The 18,071-nt window shown below is 46.1% G+C and carries 12 protein-coding genes; 11 read left to right on the plus strand and 1 reads right to left on the minus strand.

The window, feature by feature from the left end:
• The first annotated feature begins 28 nt into the window (after positions 1-28).
• From PQG66_RS05775 to PQG66_RS05785, 3 genes are read left to right on the plus strand one after another with little or no spacing between them, the layout of a single operon-like run.
• Positions 29-1,723, plus strand: a complete 1,695-nt coding sequence (locus PQG66_RS05775) for an extracellular solute-binding protein (RefSeq protein ID WP_272036038.1) — start codon at positions 29-31, stop codon at positions 1,721-1,723.
• Between the two features lie 36 nt (positions 1,724-1,759).
• A complete protein-coding gene (locus tag PQG66_RS05780) occupies positions 1,760-3,523 on the plus strand; it encodes a sensor histidine kinase (protein WP_334220756.1) in 1,764 nt (587 codons plus the stop codon).
• The gene (locus PQG66_RS05785) at positions 3,508-5,139 is read left to right on the plus strand and encodes a response regulator transcription factor (RefSeq protein ID WP_272036041.1); all 1,632 of its coding nucleotides are present in this window, start codon (positions 3,508-3,510) and stop codon (positions 5,137-5,139) included. The genes PQG66_RS05780 and PQG66_RS05785 overlap by 16 nt, the downstream gene beginning before the upstream one ends.
• Before the next feature lie 79 nt (positions 5,140-5,218).
• Here the strand turns inward: PQG66_RS05785 and PQG66_RS05790 are convergent, their stop codons facing one another.
• The gene (locus tag PQG66_RS05790; protein WP_272036043.1) at positions 5,219-5,989 is read right to left on the minus strand and encodes a helix-turn-helix domain-containing protein; all 771 of its coding nucleotides are present in this window, start codon (positions 5,987-5,989) and stop codon (positions 5,219-5,221) included.
• 274 nt (positions 5,990-6,263) lie between these two features.
• Here PQG66_RS05790 and PQG66_RS05795 point away from each other — a divergent pair, with 274 nt between their 5' ends.
• The 8 genes from PQG66_RS05795 (at position 6,264) to PQG66_RS05830 (ending at position 18,070) form a co-directional block, all read left to right on the plus strand.
• Positions 6,264-7,619: an extracellular solute-binding protein gene (locus PQG66_RS05795; protein ID WP_272036045.1), complete on the plus strand. Its 1,356-nt coding sequence runs from the start codon at positions 6,264-6,266 to the stop codon at positions 7,617-7,619.
• A gap of 106 nt (positions 7,620-7,725) precedes the next feature.
• Positions 7,726-10,620 carry an extracellular solute-binding protein gene (locus PQG66_RS05800; protein ID WP_272036047.1) on the plus strand — a complete coding sequence of 965 codons (2,895 nt, stop codon included), beginning with the start codon at positions 7,726-7,728 and terminating at the stop codon, positions 10,618-10,620.
• A gap of 58 nt (positions 10,621-10,678) precedes the next feature.
• Positions 10,679-11,596, plus strand: coding sequence for a carbohydrate ABC transporter permease (locus tag PQG66_RS05805; RefSeq protein WP_442955038.1), 918 nt, complete (start codon positions 10,679-10,681; stop codon positions 11,594-11,596).
• On the plus strand, positions 11,593-12,474 hold the full coding sequence (locus tag PQG66_RS05810) for a carbohydrate ABC transporter permease (protein ID WP_442955012.1): 882 nt from the start codon (positions 11,593-11,595) through the stop codon (positions 12,472-12,474). The genes PQG66_RS05805 and PQG66_RS05810 overlap by 4 nt, the downstream gene beginning before the upstream one ends.
• Before the next feature lie 66 nt (positions 12,475-12,540).
• Positions 12,541-13,965 carry a hypothetical protein gene (locus tag PQG66_RS05815; protein WP_272036512.1) on the plus strand — a complete coding sequence of 475 codons (1,425 nt, stop codon included), beginning with the start codon at positions 12,541-12,543 and terminating at the stop codon, positions 13,963-13,965.
• Positions 13,949-14,584, plus strand: a complete 636-nt coding sequence (locus PQG66_RS05820) for a YIP1 family protein (protein ID WP_272036052.1) — start codon at positions 13,949-13,951, stop codon at positions 14,582-14,584. The genes PQG66_RS05815 and PQG66_RS05820 overlap by 17 nt, the downstream gene beginning before the upstream one ends.
• A 16-nt stretch (positions 14,585-14,600) precedes the next feature.
• Positions 14,601-17,171, plus strand: coding sequence for a DUF5696 domain-containing protein (locus PQG66_RS05825; RefSeq protein WP_272036054.1), 2,571 nt, complete (start codon positions 14,601-14,603; stop codon positions 17,169-17,171).
• A 53-nt stretch (positions 17,172-17,224) separates the two neighbouring features.
• Entirely contained in the window at positions 17,225-18,070 is an 846-nt protein-coding gene (locus PQG66_RS05830; protein ID WP_272036056.1) for a carbohydrate ABC transporter permease, read from the plus strand.
• Position 18,071: the final 1 nt, after the last annotated feature.

Genomic DNA, 18,071 nt, shown 5'->3' on the forward strand with positions numbered 1-18,071 from the left:
CATTCAATCAAACTGGGGGCATGTCACCATGCATAAGAGATGGATGTACAAAACAAGATGGACGATGATTATTTTTCTAGCACTATGTATGCCTGCTGGACATACTCAAGGGGACTACGGGCATTTCAACACATCATCATCTTTAGATCATCAAGAGCTGTCTTCACAGGCATATTCTCCGCCGATTAAAGTTTCGTTTGTGAGGGAAACAGGGGAAGATCTTCAGCGGATGATTGAGCAGCTACCAGGTGAGACGCTGGTGGATAATCGCTGGACTCGCCTCTATGAAAAAGAACTCGGCATACAAATTCGGTATGACTGGATTGCGCCGGGCGACGTATATAATCAAAAGCTCGGTGTTTCCCTAGCTGCGGGGCTCTTTCCGGATGTAGTCAGGGTTAATCCTTACCAGCTTAGGCAGCTAAGCAATGCAAATTTAATTGCCGATTTGACGGAAGTATATCGTGATTATGCCTCACCGCTCACCAAGAAAATTCTGGAGGCTGAGGGTAAAGGGGCATTTGATGCAGCCACTATTGATGGCAAGTTAATGGCTATTCCCGAATCATCGTCTTCTATTGAAACAGCACAGTACTTGTGGATCAGAACGGATTGGCTACATAAATTGGGTCTACAAGCACCTGAAACGATAGAAGATGTACTGAATATATCGAAAGCGTTTACATTCAATGATCCTGATGGAAATCATGAACAGGATACGTATGGTCTTGCACTGACCAGTTATCTATGGGACCCCGTTATGGGGGTAGCCGGCTTCATGGCGGGTTACGGTGCTTATCCGAACATCTGGATTCAGAATCAAGAGGGCGAACTTACCTATGGGGGCATACAGCCCGAAGTACGTAAGGCTTTGAAAGTGTTACAGCAGATGTATCTTGAGGGTCAGTTGGACCCGGACTTTGGATACAAAAATGGAAGCAAGGAGTACCGTCTGATCCAACAGGGTAAAATTGGCATGCTCTACGGTGAGCAGTGGACGCCGTTTGTTATCCAATCTACTCGGGAACATGATCCTGAAGCAGAATGGCAGGCTTATCCTATTGTGGCGGAGAAGGGACGCAACAAGATGGTTCCACTACGTTCCAATACAGGGCATTACTTTGCCGTAAGAAAAGGATTTGCCCATCCGGAAGTTGTCGTCAAACTGATGAATCTGCACTTGGACAAAAACTGGGGACAGAACGCGGAGTATGAAACGTATTATAATGACGATTCTCGTGCTGTATGGATGCTCTCACCGGTGACACCTTTCCCTGGAACCAAAAATATAGATGCGTACCGGGACATTCGTGATGCCCGCAAGACAGGTAATTTCTCCGTCTTGGAGAACGAAGCGCTGGCGATACACAAACGAATCGCGGCTTACGAGTCCGAAGGCTTAAGTAGCGGATGGGGATGGAAACAGACCTATGGTCCAACAGGGGCATTTAGCATTGCAGATGAGTATGAGGTGAACGGACAGTTGCTGTATGATCAGTTTACAGGTGGAATCACGGAAACGATGGTGGACAGACAGATCATTCTTCGGGATTTGCAGCTCGAAGCCTATATGAATATCATACATGGATCACCAATTGAAGAATTCGATCAATTTGTAGAGGAGTGGCTTGAACTGGGCGGAAAAGAGATCACAGCGGAAGTCAATGAGTGGTATCACATCAATGCAATTCAGAGACAGCAGGCGATTGCTATAACCAAATAGCTAGACAGGTATCCTTGATCCGAAATCAGGAGGGGAGTGCGTTTGTTCAAGATACCGGCACAGTCGTGGTCCAACAGTATTTTTGCGCGGCTGATTATGACTTACCTTGTTTTTGTTATACCTCTAATTCTTCTGGGTGTATACCTGTATCACTGGAGTTATGATACGGCGAGTCAGGAGATCTCCTTATCGACAGAGAGGCGGTTAAGTCAATATGCAACAGAACTGAACCGGGAGATCGAATGGATGGAGCTGCAACAATTTGATATAGCAGAGGATCGCAAGCTGAATCGACTGGCGATCCTCTGGAACAATATGGAACAGATTGAAAGACGGGAAATATTGAATTATTTATCCGAGCGACTTGCCTCATTCAAAAACAGCAGTGCGTACATCAAAAATGTTCATGTACATATCCCTACGGTCAACAAGAGTATATCCGCAGTGCAGGGCATCGATGAATTCAATGTAGCCTCTTACGATTATTTCACTTCGTCGACACAGGACGAAAGCATTCGATTTAGAGTAAAAGATAATGCACTCAACCTGAGTGCTGTACGCTTAACGGGTAAACTGGGCGAAGCACCGTTATTTGTCGTCCAGGTGGAGTTAGATAATATGACTTTTCAAAATGAATTAACCCAGCTTAATCTATATCCGGAGAGTGCCTCTCTTCTCATGGACGAGAGAACAGGTTTTGCTATCCTGGATCAGGAAGAACACCATATCATACTTGAAAATTATCTCGAATATAGCCAAAAGAATGTGCAGGACAGCTTCGAAGTCAACGTGGGAGACACGAAGTATGAAGTAAACCAGCATCGTATGGAACCGCTTGGTTTGTCGATTGCTACGTATCTGCCGGAGAAGATGGTCACCAAGCCATTAAGTAAATTTGTGAAGTGGGCATGGATTTTTGCGATTACTTCATTTATTGCAATTACAGCCTATCTCTACTCAACGTATAAGCTGATCCACATTCCGTTGCTTTTATTGATCAAGAGGTTCAAGAAGATGGAAGGAGGCGTGCTGGATATTCCAATCGTTCACCACCGAAAAGACGAGTTCGGGTTCCTGTACGCCCGTTTTAACCATATGATTGAAAATTTGCAGTTGCTGATTGACCGTGATTTCAAAAAAACAATGATGATGCAACGAGCAGAATTAAAACAGCTCCAATCGCAGATTAATCCACATTTTCTATATAACAGTTTCTTTATTCTGAACTCGCTTGCGAGGACAGGTGAGACAGATCGTATTGAGCAATTTACGAATATGCTAGGAGAATATTTCCGTTTTATTACACGTAATGGAACCGATCATGTGCCTCTGAAGGAAGAGGTGCACCATTCTCGAATTTATACTGAAATTCAACAATTGCGATTTTCCAGACGAATCCAGGTTGAATTCGGAGAAGTTCCACAGGAGATGCAGCATATTCAGGTCCCGAGGCTTGTGATTCAGCCTATTATCGAGAATGCTTATGAGCACAGTCTGGAAAAGAACACCAACACCGGTCTGTTACGTGTTGAATTTCGTATGGAATCATCCTATGCGGAGATCATTGTGGAAGATAACGGGCAAGAGCTTCTGACGGAAGATATAGAGAAACTTCAGCTTCTCTTGCAGAGTGAGTCGACGACGGATGACATCACGGGACTGATGAATATTCACCGGCGACTAGTTCTGACGTTTGGAGGAGGAAGCGGTTTGTTTCTATCACGTAGTGAACTGCAAGGATTAAAGGTTGTCATTCGAATCCAGAGGAAAGAGGGGGAACACGAATGTATCGACTTCTAATTGTGGATGATGAGGAGATCATCACAGACAGTTTATATGAAACATTTTCTAGACACATGCCGGATCAGCTCGATGTGTGCAAAGCATACTCCGCCGAAGAAGCACTCTCCTGGATGCGTCGTTCCAGAATTGATATGGTTCTGACCGACATTCGTATGCCGGGTATGAGTGGTCTGGAACTGACAGAAGAGATTCAGCGCCGCTGGCCGCAATGCCGCGTTATTTTCCTGACAGGACATAGTGATTTCGATTACGCTTATAGAGCGTTTCAGATGAACAATGTTCGTTATCTGCTCAAAACAGAAGGTTACGACAAAGTGTTGTCCATGGTAGAGCAGCTCATGGATGAGATCAGACAGAGCCATGATTTGCACAACTTGCTGGAACAACAACGTGAGATTTCATCTCGGCTCACCGCATTCAGACAGGATGAATACATTCGAAAGCTTCTGCAAGAGAGCACATCTCCTGTTTCATCCGATGAGATTCAAAGAGAGTTGTTGGACAAGGATATACATTTGAAAGCTGATTCTCCCGTGTATCTGGTGCTAGGGCGCCTGAATAAAACACATGAAGTTGTAGATGATGAACAAGGCTGCACTTACGCGTCAGTACGAATTATTGGAACATCGTTAATGAAAGAATACACTGAATGCACCAGTGTTATGGATCACTATGGCGATGTAGTTTGGCTTGTGCAACCGAAGGATGAGCAAGGCGAGACGGATCAGCACTTTGCCAGATATATTGAAGGTACATTGGAGCTTGTACAAAAATCATGTCTTGCATCGCTTGATGAGTCGATTGCGTTCACGTTTAGTGGACGAGGGTGCGAATGGTTTCATATTCCACAGCAGTACGAGCGCCTACGGTTGCTGCAGTGGATGAAATTTGGTGACGGCGTGTCTATGGTATTAAGGGACCATTATGAGAAGCCTCCAGTGGGCTCGCCGAAGGAATCCGTTAGGATCTCGAGTCGGGTAGAAGCGATGTCGGGATTTCTTGAGACAGGTCGCTTCCAATCTTTCTATGATATTTTTGAAGAGCTTGTGGGAGAACTCCTTCAACAGGATATGACGATGGAGCGTGCGATCGAGACGTATTATCATCTAGCGCTGGCCCTGAACGCTGCCTTTAATCGCTGGGGACTACAGCAGAAAACGCCGGATCAACGAAGCTTGCTTCACTTGAACCATTTTCCAAACATGAAAGATGCCGTTCAATACTTGTATCTGGCCGCAGACGAACTGGTTAATTTTAAACGTTCCAATGAAGAGGAGCGGGCGAATCTGGTTGTACAGAGCATCTGCAACTATATTAAGCACAATCTGGACAAAGACCTTACATTAGTCCGTCTAGCGGAGCTGCATCATTTTAATCCTTCATATTTGTCCAGATTTTTCAAACAAGAGATGGGTATTAATTTATCGGAGTTCATTGATGACTGTAGAATTCGGAGGGCGAAAGAATTGCTGCTGAATCAGGAGTTGATGGTGCGAGAAGTTGCACTTCAAGTTGGTTATGAATCTCCACATTCATTTACCCGCCTGTTCAAAAAACTCACGGGCAAGACCCCGCAAGAGTTTCGCGAATCAGTACTAACTCGACCCTCATAATGGTAAAAAGAAAAACGCAGGAGACTCAGCTCCTGCGTTTTTGTGTTCTTGCGCTATGGTTAACCAATGACCCTGTCATTTAAGCAGAATTGGCTTTTTGTCTACGGTAGGCATTAGGGCTTGAGCCTGCGTATGCTTTAAACTTTTTGTAAAACCAATCAATATCACGGTAACCTACCTCCAGCGCGATTTCGTATATTCGCATGTCGGTGGACAGGAGGAGCTGTTTTGCTTTTTTCATTCGCTCCTGGAGCAGATAGTTATTAAATGACACGTTCTCTTCCATTTTGAATTTTTGTCCAAGATAGGCACAGTTAAAATGCAGCATGTCAGCCATCTTTTTTAATGTTATTTCTTCGCGAAGATGATCTCGTACATACCCTTTTATAATCCGAATCACATGTCCCGAATCTATTGCTTTGCCGTTAAGCTGTAACGTGGGCTGTATGGGAGAGCTTTTTTTTACAGGTACAGGCATAGAGTCAAGTCGGTTCAGCAGTTCATGCAGGCTATGCAAAAGCGCCGAAGGCCTGACAGGTGAGGGCAAATAATCATTTACCTGATAGGTTAATGCTTTGCGGACCAGCCGGAACTGATCCCTACCGCCAAGTAGGAGGATGGGGATATTGCTCGTTTTTCGAATGTGGTGGCACAACCATAATCCAGCAGAATCACACTGCTCGGTGTGTACGATGATCACGTTGAAGTCACCTTCAGATAATGTAACAAGGGCAGAGCTTGGAGAAGTGACACAATTTTTGATTGTTAATGGAAATTTGTACGCTTGTAAAATCTGTTCCAGTTCTTTACAAAAACGGTGGCTATAATCAATAAGTAAAATATTGTACATTGCGCATGACCTCACCTTCTCCTGTTATTCCGATCAACTGTTCGACTGAAATAAGGCTTATATCTATTATGGGAAGAAAAGAAAGCGCATACAATGTGCATTATTTTGCAGATAGTGCATTTCTTTACCAATTTCTATGGAAACTTCATGCTTCGCTCCCTCAAAGAGCCGGATCTATAATTACTCCGGGTAAAGACCTGCATTTAAGCGGGTTGTTTACGCTTACATCTGAACGATACACTTTGGTGGCACACGATAACCAGGGGGGAAGACGATGAAAAAAAACAAGTTTATGTTGCTCAGTCTTTTGTTTGCGATCATGTTGATGATCAACGCATGTAGTTCTGCACCTGCTGCGGAGCCAGCACCGGAAAAACCTGCACCACAAGAAGAGCAAAAACCTACCGAAACAGAACCTAAAAATGAAAATTCTACACCAGAGATGGATTTTGACATGGGTGGCAGAACAATCAAGGTTGTCGCATGGTGGGACATGACAATTACAGATAACAATCCAGATAACATCAAAAGACTGGAAAACCTCGAAGCGTTGAAGAAGAAACATAACTTCAATATCGAGTATGTGTCCATTGATTTTGGTGAATATCAGGAAAAAGTCGTAGCTTCCCTGATGGCAGGTGAACCCCTTGGGGACTTTGTCAGACTCGGTAAAAACTATGCGATTCCAGCGCTGACCAGTCAAGATCTGTTATGGCCAGTGGATGACTATATCAAGAACGATCAAGTGTTCAATCAAAAAACAACCAAGGAATACATGCAATATGAAGGTAAAGGTTACGGATTTACGGAAGATCAGTCTTCCTTCATCAATGGCATATTCTACAACCGCACACTGATGCAGGAACTTGGCATGAAGCCGTTACAGGAATATGTCGATGCAGATGAATGGAATTGGGATAATTTTCTGAAAGTCGCGAAGCAAGCGAACAAGGACAGGAACAACGACGGCAAACTGGATACGTGGGGACTTGCCCAAACCGGCTTGCTTGAACCAATCCTGTATTCAAACGAAGCTTCATTGACCAAAGATGATAAACAAAACCTTGAGGATCCTAAAACAAAAGAAGCGTTGAATTTCTTATCTAAATTGGCAACAGAAAAAGTCGGCAGACCGACAGAAGGTGGAGACTGGACGGAGCCATCGACCTTCTTCCGCCAGGGAAATACTTTAATGTACTCTGGTGCAATGTACGAGATTGAAGGCATCAAGACAGATATGCCAGACTATGATATTGGCTTCCTGCCGTATCCTAAAGGGCCGAGTGCATCTGCGTATCATTCTGGTGAATCTCGTTATCAGGCGATCACCATTCCTAAAGCGGTAGAGAATCCTGAGCAACTAATGTATATCTGGGAAAAAATTAATGAAATTGATTCTATCTACGATTACCCGGAGCAATCCACATTGGAGAGACATCTGACGGATGAAGCAGATATCAACAACGCCAGAGAAGTGGCAGCAGGCATGCTTGTTCTTGACCACAACACCTTCCCCTCCTTGCCGTTTTGGGATTTTGATGGAGAGCTGAAGGAAGGCGTATCTGTATCTACGTTAATCGAAAAATATAAGGCTCCTTTCCAGGCCGCCATCGATGAGGTATACAAATAAGCACTACTAAATACGGGCAGAACGCGGGAGTGAAAGTTGCGGTCTGCCCGGGTTAGTCAATCATTCAATTGTCGATACGCTTACAGGAAAGGGGATACTTTCAAACATGCGGTCACGTAAGAAAAAGGTACTGATTCTGGCACTTGTACTGGCTTTGGTGTTCTCAATCATCGTGATCTATCCATCCAAGAATCAGAGCCCCGGGACAGTACATGCACTTGAGGATTTTGAAGCTGTAGCGGGTACCAGAGATTCACGAAGCTATGAACATTATCAGGAAACGTATGCGAGTACGGCCAAACCGGACACGACCTTAAGGGTTGAAGGCGAAGATTACGTTAAGGTGGATAACGGGGAGTTCGAAGTCGTGCAAGGATATGAAGGACTGGATGGCAGTGCTGTGATTACACCCGAATCCGGAACCATTCGCTGGGATGTTCCCGTTCAAGTGAGTGGTTTATATCACGTTCGCATTCATTATTATCCCGTCGAAGGCAAAAGCTCCGGGATCGAGCGCAAGCTGGAATTAAACGGGGAGGTTCCTTTCCGAGAAGCAGATGTACTTCTCTTCGACAGGGTATGGGGCAATCGCGAAGATCACGTCCGTCAGGATGATCGCGGTAACGATCTCAGGCCAAGACAGGTGGAGAAGCCGGAATGGCAACTCGCTTCGTTTAGAGACAGTGCCGGGTATTTCGAGGAACCGTTCCAGTTTTATTTTGAAAAAGGAAGCCAGAAATTATCGCTGACCTCGTTAAGAGAGAGCATGGCGATTGATTACATCGAACTGTATCAGGAAGAGGCTGTGCCTACGTACGCTGAGTTAAAGAAAACATATGATTCTTCAGGTGTAAAGGCAGCCAGCCCCGTCATGTTGAAGGTTCAGGGCGAAGAAGCCATAACCAAATCATCTCCTACACTTGCGCCCATCTCGGATCGATCCAGTCCCTCACTGGAGCCCTACGACGTATCCAAAATTCGGATGAATGCGATCGGAGGCGTGAACTGGAAATTGCCTGGGGAATGGGTGGAATGGGAGATCGATGTACCTGAAGATGGATTGTACCAGATTGCGTTAAAAGTGAAGCAGGATCAGCTTCGGGGCATCTATGCCACGCGAAGTCTTACGATTAATGGCAAAGTTCCGTTTGAAGAAATGAAGCGAATTCGCTTTAACTATAGTCCATCCTGGCAGACGCAAGTGCTTGGTCATGGTGAAGAGCCTTATCAGTTTCATCTCGAGAAGGGAAAGCACCGCTTGCGAATGACAGTCACACTCGGCGATATTGCACCCTTACTGCGAACCGTTGAATCCAGTGTACTCGAATTGAATGAGATGTATCGCAAAATATTGATGATTACCTCGAACAAACCGGATCCACTTCGTGACTATCAGCTAGAGAAGCGGATTCCCGAGATGACAGAAGTTTTCGAGAAGCAGGCTGTCATCCTGACTTCTGTCGCTGACTATCTCGAAAAGGCAACCGGAGAACAGAGCGATAAGGTAGCCATACTGAATGCGATGGTTGTACAGCTCAAGGATATGGCAGCAAGACCAGAGACCGTACCGAAACGGCTGGATTCGTTCAAAATTAATGTTGGCGGTCTGGGTACGTGGATTCTGACGGTACGGGAGCAACCGATTACGATGGATTACCTGATTGTATCCCCTCCAGGTCAGGAGTTACCCAAAGCTGAAGCGTCTGCACTCCAGCAGATGAAGCACGAAATGGGTGCTTATGTTGCATCATATACCGAAGACTATGACAGCATCGGCAATGTGGAGAAGAAGAAGGACTCCATCACCGTCTGGATTACCACTGGACGAGATCAGGCTCAAGTTCTTAAAGGCATGATCGACGATACCTTTACACCAGATACCGATGTGTCCGTACAGCTACGACTCGTACCCCCGAATATTTTGCTGCCTGCAACGCTCGCTGGGGAAGGACCGGATGTCGCGATGCAAATGGGCGAAGATATCCCCGTGAACTATGCGATGAGAAATGCAGCAGCCGATCTGAGCAAGTTCCCGGATTTCAATGAGGTGGCAGAACGATTCCGTGCCAGCGGTTTAACACCATATGAGTATAACGGTGGAGTGTACGCGCTCCCGGAGCAACAGCATTTCCCAATGCTTTTTTATCGGAAGGATATTCTGAATGAACTTGGTTTGGAGCCGCCAAAAACTTGGCAGGACGTGTATAATGCGATCGCTGTATTGCAGAAGCACAATATGGAGTTCTATCTGCCGATTGAGGATACGTTGAATAACGCCAACATGGTTCCTAATGCAACGTTTGCGATGCTCTTATACCAAAACGATGGAACGTTTTATACCGAAGATGGGAAAAAGAGTGCGCTGGATTCGGAAATCTCCATGGAGGCATTCAAACGATGGACGCAATTTTATACCAATTACAAGTTCCCGCTGAAAGCCGATTTTCCGAACCGTTTCCGTACAGGAGAGATGCCCATTGGAATCGCTGATTACACGACCTATAACATGCTGACTGTACTTGCGCCAGAGATTCGCAACTTGTGGGACTTCACGATTGTACCCGGTACACAGCTTCCGGATGGTTCCGTCAGACACGAAGTGGCCAGCGCGAGCAGTGCAGTCATGATGCTCGAAAATGCGGGCAACAAAGAAGCGGCGTGGAAGTTCATGAAGTGGTGGACGGATGAGTCTACTCAGATTGAGTATGGACGGGAGATGGAAGGTCTGATGGGGGCGGCTGCTCGTTATCCTACAGCGAACATCGAGGCGTTGGAGCAATTACCTTGGCCCGTGAAGGATTATCAGAACCTGGAGAAGCAGTGGGAATGGGTGAAGGGCATTCCGCAGATGCCGGGAGGATATTTTACAGGACGACATCTGGATAACGCCTTCCGTAAAGTGGTTAACGCAAATGAAAATCCACGTGAGGCCTTGTCAGACTATGTACTTTACATAGATGACGAGATCGAACTGAAACGCAAGGAATTCAATCTGAAATAAAGGAAAGGGAGGGTAACGGTTGCAAGCAAAAACATCCAAGACAGCCGCCGCTCCTGTCATGCACACACGCCAGGTCGGCTGGTGGTCCTTACTGAAAAGAAACCTGTATCTTAGCAGGCATTATTACGTTTTGATGGCACCATTTATGTTGATCTTTTTCATGTTTACGGTCATTCCGGTCGGCATCTCGCTTGGTCTAAGCTTTTTTCACTTTAACATGCTGGAACTGCCTCGTTTTGTCGGCTGGCAGAACTATTCCAGATTGTTCCTGAACGACGACGTATTTTTAATTGCACTTAAAAACACTTTGCTATTTGCTGTCATTACCGGCCCGGTCAGTTACATCGCCTGTTTTTTGTTTGCGTGGATCATCAATGAGCTGTCACCTAAGGTCAGAGCCGTTATGACATTGGTGTTCTATGCACCTTCGATCTCAGGCAATGTCTTTTTCATTTGGCTGATTATTTTCTCTGGTGACAGCTACGGTTATATGAACGGTTTTCTCATGCGTCTTGGCGTTATTCTCGAGCCGATCCAGTGGCTTGCTAATGAGAAATATGTGCTCGGTATCGTCATCTTGGTACAGCTATGGCTAAGCCTTGGAACGAGCTTTCTAGCCTTTATCGCAGGTTTGCAGACCGTTGACCGCTCGCTCGTAGAAGCCGGAACAGTGGACGGAATCAAAAATCGCTGGCAGGAGCTTTGGTATATTACGTTGCCATCCATGAGACCTCAATTGATGTTTGGTGCGGTGATGCAGATTACAGCCTCGTTTGCTGTAGCCGAAATCTCGATTGCACTGGCTGGCTTCCCAAGTGTGAACTATGCCGCGCATACGGTAGTCACCCATTTGATGGACTTTGGAACGATTCGATTTGAGATGGGCTATGCTTCGGCGATTGCAACGGTTCTATTTGCTTTGATGCTTGGAACGAACGTGTTTACGCAAAAAATGCTGAGAAAGATAGGTGAATGACGATGACCAGCAAAGTACGTGCCATCTTCGGTATGCCGAAGAGACTCAACCGGTCATTTACCGTCAGTTTCATGTTATTTGCGCTGCTGGCCGTGTTCGGATCATTTATGGTACTTCCGTTGATTTATGCGGTCAATAATGCCTTCAAGCCGCTGGATGAGCTGTTTATTTTCCCGCCGCGCTTCTGGGTGAACAATCCGACAACGGAGAATTTTGCAGACCTCATTAACCTGATGGGAAATTCCTGGGTACCGCTGTCCCGCTATATTGCTAATACACTGCTCATTACGCTGCTGGGCACGGCTGGACATATTCTTCTAGCGTCTGCAGCAGCTTACCCGCTTGCCAAGTACCGATTTCCGGGATCGAAGATTCTGTTCACCATCGTCATTCTGTCCTTGATGTTCTCGCCGCATGTGACGGCGATTCCGAACTACATGGTGATGTCCTGGCTTGGCTGGATCAATACACATGTATCTATTATTGTACCATCGCTCGCCTTCTCATTAGGCCTGTTCTTGATGAAACAGTTCATGGAACAAATACCTGATGCGTTGCTGGAGGCAGCCAAGATCGATGGGGCTAACGAGTATCGAATTTTCTGGAGTATTGTGATGCCAAATGTAAAACCAGCATGGCTTACGCTCATGATTCTGCAATTCCCTGCGCTGTGGGGAACAGACGGTGGAAATTTTATCTACAGTGAAAATCTCAAAACGCTGCATTATGCACTAAGTCAGATCGTACAGGGGGGGATCGCCAGAGCAGGGGTAGGTGCGGCGGTAGCTCTGCTGCTTATGATCGTACCCATCACACTGTTTGTCATCTCCCAGAGTAGTGTCATGCAGACGATGGCAACTTCAGGCATGAAAGAATAGAAAGGAGGCAGCAAAGTGCAGCATAGCACGCGAAAAAGCACATGGAATCAACGTAAATGGGTCATCATGGGCATCGTCTGCCTCCTGTGGTTCACCTCCGTGACAGGACCTGCGAGTGCAGATGGTGAAGCAGATGCGTATCAATATTCTTACTACGGTGATACCGTACCTTCTCCGGCTGCTTATGAAGCTACGACGATTATTACAGGTAAAACGCTGGGGATACCCGCTTTGAAAGAACCAAGTGACATGCATGTTACCGCAGATGAACGTGTTTACGTGCTTGATTCGGGCAATGGGCGAATTGTAGAGATGGATCGTGACTTCCAGCTTGTGAGGACGATTGAATTGTTCCAGAACGAAGGCAAAGAAGATCATTTTAAAAATCCCCAAGGGCTTTTTGTAACGGAAAAAGGGGATATCCTTGTCGCCGATTCGGATAATCATCGGGTTGTGCATCTGGATGACAAAGGACAGCTCGTCAAGATTGTATCAGAACCGAAGTCTGATTTGTTAAAAGAGGACTTTCAATTCAAACCTATTCGGATCGTGATGGATCAAGGGGAACGAATCTATGTGATGGCTGAAGGCGTATTTGACGGATTCATGGAATTCAGCGCCGATGGCGAGTTCTCTTCCTTCATTGGTGCGAACCGCGTTCAGGTTGATCCCGTTGAATATCTTTGGAAGCAACTCGCTACAAGGGAGCAGCGCAGTCAGATGGTGATGTTCACACCCACCGAATTCACCAATCTGGATATGGACGAAGAAGGCTTTATCTATGCCACCAGTGGGGATCGCGGCAAAGAGCCTATCAAAAAGCTAAATGCTCAGGGAACAGACATTTTGCGAAGGGAAGGATACTCTGCACCTCAAGGCGATCTGCGGTATACGAAGGAGGCAGGACCATCGCGGCTGATTGATGTGGACGTGGGGGACAGCGATATGTATTCTGTACTCGATTCCAATAGAGGCCGCATCTTTACCTATAATGGCGACGGTTATTTGCTCCATATTTTTGGAGGCATAGGTAACCGGATCGGGACGTTCAATACCCCTGTAGCACTAGAGCGAGCGGGTGAACGGATGCTTGTTCTGGACAAAGCGCTTGGGGAGATTACCGTGTTCCAAACGACAGAGTACGGTCGAACACTACATGATGCTGTACGCAGTTATTATAACGGAGAAGAAGATCAGTCCTCGGAACTGTTTGCCAAGGCAGCGGAGATGAATGCCAATCTGGAATATGCCTATGCGGGTATCGGCAAAGCGTTGCTTCGCCAGAAAGATTATGCCGAGTCGGCACAATACTTCAAACAGAGCATGGAACGTGCAGGGTACTCTAAGGCTTTTCTACTCTATCGAAAAGAACTATTGCGTGAGCATTTTTCATGGGTGATGTCCGGTATATTCCTGGCTGTGGCTGCGTTCGTCACCGTCGTCATCGTTCGCAGACAGAAAAGGAGGACAACGAATGCAGGCATCAAGTAAACAGTTGTACCAGGTTCCGCTGCATCTGATTTTTCATCCCTTTAACGGATATTGGGATTTGAAATATGAAAGGAATCAAAAAACGACACTAATGATCTCATTGATGATTATGGTGCTGCTCGTATTCACTAAAATTTTGCAAGCCCAGTACAGTGGTTTCCTCATTAACTTCAACAATCCCAAGTATCTGAACAGCTTGCTTGAGATGATATACGTGGTCATACCTGTCTTGTTCTGGTGTATAGCCAACTGGTCATTAACTACGTTGATGGACGGGGAGGGCAAGTTCTCAGAGATTTTTATGTCTACGTGTTTTGCACTGGTACCGATGTTTCTGGTGCATTTCCCGTGGATCTGGCTGAGTCTGGTTATTTCCGCGCAGGAAACGGCATTCTATTACTTTTCTAACGCCATTGCGGTGTGCTGGACCGTGTACCTCTTGTTTGTAGGTAACATGACCGTGCATCAATACACGCCTGCCAAAACGATTCTTACGATGCTGCTCACGCTTGTAGCGATGGCCTTTATGGCATTTTTATGCTTGTTGTTCTTTAGCTTGGTACAGCAAATCGTATCGTTTGTCTACACAATCTATCAGGAATTAGTGCTTCGGGGCTAGGAAGGAGGTAATCACAATGAAATACACCGCAGTTAAAAAAATAACCGGAATCCTGCTGGTCAGCAGCTTACTTCTAAGCGGTTGTCAGTTCTCGCCATCGACGGCGACTCGCGAGACGGCAGCAGATGTTAGTCAAGTGGAGACTCCTTCCCTGCCTCCTGGAGAAAAGCTGAAATCTGCATTTAGCGATGCTCACGTTCCTGACATGATCGGCATTGCACGTAACGATGCCCTGCAGTTGTTTATCAATGAAGAAACTGCCGAGATTGCCGTGATTCATAGCGAGAGCGGACAAATCTGGCGCAGCAATCCGGCAGATCGGGAGAAGGATGGCATTGCAGCAGGGATTAACAAGGATCTTCTGTCCTCCCAATCCAGACTCAGTTTTTTCAACAGTTCAGGCCAGAGCAGTATGGTCAATTCGTACACGGACAGTGTACGACATAAGCAAGTTAGCTATGAAGCATTGCCAAACGGAGTACGGGTTCACTACCAATTTGGTAGTACGGAACGATCCATCGAAGACCTCCCGGTGAAGATCAGCAAGGAACGTTTTGAACAATATGTGTTATCCAAGCTTGATAAATCTGGGGAACGGGCGTTGAAAGTCGGATATGCGGAAGATAAAAATGAAGGTGTCTACAATCGGATTGACAAGGCGATGCAAGGTCTGCAGTTGACTCGTGCACTCAAAGCTTTTGAAGATGCCGGGTACACCGAGGAAGACTTGGCGCAGGACCACGCTGAACATGGAATTGATCAAGAACGAAGCGGACCACGTTTGTTTATGCTCACGATGGAGTATGAACTGGACGGAGAGCAGCTACGGGTTCGAGTGCCGGCATCCGGTATTCACTTTCCAGAAGAATATCCAATCAACACATTATCGGTACTGGAGTATTTCGGAGCTGGGGGTGCGAAAGAAGATGGATCGATTCTCGTTCCGGACGGTTCAGGAGCGCTGATTCATTTTAACAACGGTAAATTGCAGTATCCATCCTACCAGCAGGATATTTACGGTCCAGACTTGACGATGAAGCTACGGGAAGCTAGTTCGAGTGAAAGCAAGGCAAGATTGCCTGTCTTTGGCGTAATTCGACCGGAAGGCGCTTTCCTGGGCATCATTGAGGAAGGGGATGCAGTAGCTACGGTGAATGCGGATATCAGCGGTAAGCTGAATAGCTACAATAACGTATACCCAAGCTTTTATGTCGTGAATAAAAGCGATATTACGCTTCAGTCTAGTGACATGGTTCGTACACTGCCGAAATTCCAGAACAAACCAACGTCATCTGACTTCGTAGTTCGTTACGCTTTTGTGGGAGCAGAGCAGGCTTCATATGCCGGTCTAGCCTCAATGTATCGGGAATATCTGCTGCAAACGCAAGGACTGCCTGAGCTGAAAGCATCCCAAGAGCAATCAACTGTCCCGTTTTACCTCAAGTTGTTTGGTGGAATGACAACGAGGCAGCATATGCTCGGCATACCGTATAATTCCACGGAAGCGCTCACTACTTTTGATGAAGGGAAAACGATCCTATCCAAGCTGATGGAGAAAGACATATCGAACATTGAAGTTCGCTATGCCGGATGGTTCAACGACGGTTTGCACCACCGATTGCCGGATTCCATTAAGGTAGATGGAGTCATCGGTGGGAAAAAGGGAATGAAGGAGTTCAGCGCTTTTACAAGTGAAGCGGGAATCGGATTTTATCCCGATATATCGATATTGAACGTTCAATCAAAAAAAGGATTCAGTCTATCAAGTGAGGCATCACGGTCTTTGACACAGGAACCCGCGATCCTGTATCCAATGGATCTGGCGCTTGGAAGGCGGGCAAAAGACCTATCTGCCACCTATGTTCTCTCACCTAATGAGATTGACGATGTGACAACAGATATGCTGAAAGATATGGAATCGCTTCCGACGGGGGGCATCTCCCTGAAAGATATGGCGGACCAATTGAACAGCGATATGAATCCTAAGAAATTGCTAGACCGTACGCAGGCACTGGATACGGTTCGAAAAGCTTTTGATCAGATTAAGCAACAAGCAGGTTCCATCGTTGCTGAAGGTGGTAATGCTTACGCGCTTCCTTACGTTACAGGGCTTACAGATGCTCCGATGCGTAGCAGTCGATTCAAACTCGAGGATGAAGAAGTACCGTTCTTCCAACTTGTCGTTCATGGCAGTATTTCGTATACCGGTTCTCCTTACAATCTGTCAACGTATACCGATGCAAGACAGTATGTATTGAAGTTGATTGAATATGGAGCCAGTCCGTATTTTGCCTGGTTCAATGCTCCCAACGATGTGGTCAAAGACACGGATTACAATAATCTCTATGCCGCGAATTACGAACAGTGGATCGATCTTGCAGCCGAGATCTATAACGAAGTTAGCCAAGTCAACGCCTCGTTCGCTGGACGTCCGATGATTGCACATGAATCTCTGAGTGAAGGTGTATTTCGAACAACGTATGAGGGCGGAGGATATGTCATTGTGAATTACAATGACCATCCTGTCGAAGTGGAGACTCATACCGTAGATGCACGAAGTTATGTGACGGGTGGTGAGCAGCTCTGAAGACACTCCTGAAATTCAAGTGGGGAAGCCGTACTTATGCTCAGCAAAAAGCAATGTGGGGAGTGCTATACGTACTTCCATGGCTCGTAGGATTTATCCTATTTTTCTTCGTTCCGCTGCTGGCGTCTCTGCGATATAGCATGAGCACAATCCAGGCTAATGCAGAGGGGATCGCCATACAGTTTACTGGACTGACCAACTATATTCAAGCACTCACCGTAAATACAAGCTTTAACCGGGCTCTGATTGAGTCGATCACAGACGTCCTTGTTAATGTACCTCTTATTGTCATATTCAGTTTGTTCCTTGCGGTCCTTCTGAATCAGAAGTTCAGAGGCCGTGCTATAGCGAGATCCATCTTTTTCTTACCAGTCATTCTGGCATCTGGCGTGATTATGTCACTCGAGAGCACAAGCCTAATTGAAGCTGTGAATCAAAACAGTTCAGGCGGAAGTTCTTTTGGCACATTAGAACTGGAAGGCCTGATGCTGAATGCGGGCGTGAGTGATTGGATTGTAACGTATTTAAGCGGAGCGGTAGATCGAATCTATCAGATTGTCAGTCAATCGGGTGTACAGATCTTGATTTTCCTAGCAGGTATTCAGACGATCTCCCCGCAGTTATATGAGGCCTCCAAGATGGAAGGGGCAACAGGGTACGAGGCTTTCTGGAAAATCACTTTTCCGATGGTCAGCCCACTCATTTTTGTGAACGCGATCTACACCATTATTGATTCATTTGCGAATAACGCGATGACGGAACTAATTCGTGATACGGGATTTGTCAAATTTGATTTTGGCCTTAGCTCCGCGATGGCATGGGTATATTTTGTAGCCATTGCTGTCATTCTTGTGATCGTATCGATCATTTTCTCTAAACGAGTCTTCTATCAAGATTAAG

The organism is Paenibacillus sp. JJ-100 (genome assembly GCF_948329825.1).
Taxonomy (GTDB): Bacteria; Bacillota; Bacilli; order Paenibacillales; family Paenibacillaceae; genus Paenibacillus.

What these genes read in the sequence shown, in the direction of transcription:
- PQG66_RS05775 (WP_272036038.1), top strand. Translation starts at nt 29, where the DNA reads ATGCATAAGAGATGGATGTACAAAACAAGATGGACGATGATTATTTTT.
- PQG66_RS05785 (WP_272036041.1), top strand. Translation starts at nt 3,508, where the DNA reads ATGTATCGACTTCTAATTGTGGATGATGAGGAGATCATCACAGACAGT.
- PQG66_RS05790 (WP_272036043.1), bottom strand. Translation starts at nt 5,989, where the DNA reads ATGTACAATATTTTACTTATTGATTATAGCCACCGTTTTTGTAAAGAA.
- PQG66_RS05795 (WP_272036045.1), top strand. Translation starts at nt 6,264, where the DNA reads ATGAAAAAAAACAAGTTTATGTTGCTCAGTCTTTTGTTTGCGATCATG.
- PQG66_RS05800 (WP_272036047.1), top strand. Translation starts at nt 7,726, where the DNA reads ATGCGGTCACGTAAGAAAAAGGTACTGATTCTGGCACTTGTACTGGCT.
- PQG66_RS05805 (WP_442955038.1), top strand. Translation starts at nt 10,679, where the DNA reads ATGCACACACGCCAGGTCGGCTGGTGGTCCTTACTGAAAAGAAACCTG.
- PQG66_RS05810 (WP_442955012.1), top strand. Translation starts at nt 11,593, where the DNA reads ATGACGATGACCAGCAAAGTACGTGCCATCTTCGGTATGCCGAAGAGA.
- PQG66_RS05815 (WP_272036512.1), top strand. Translation starts at nt 12,541, where the DNA reads ATGGGCATCGTCTGCCTCCTGTGGTTCACCTCCGTGACAGGACCTGCG.
- PQG66_RS05820 (WP_272036052.1), top strand. Translation starts at nt 13,949, where the DNA reads ATGCAGGCATCAAGTAAACAGTTGTACCAGGTTCCGCTGCATCTGATT.
- PQG66_RS05825 (WP_272036054.1), top strand. Translation starts at nt 14,601, where the DNA reads ATGAAATACACCGCAGTTAAAAAAATAACCGGAATCCTGCTGGTCAGC.
- PQG66_RS05830 (WP_272036056.1), top strand. Translation starts at nt 17,225, where the DNA reads ATGTGGGGAGTGCTATACGTACTTCCATGGCTCGTAGGATTTATCCTA.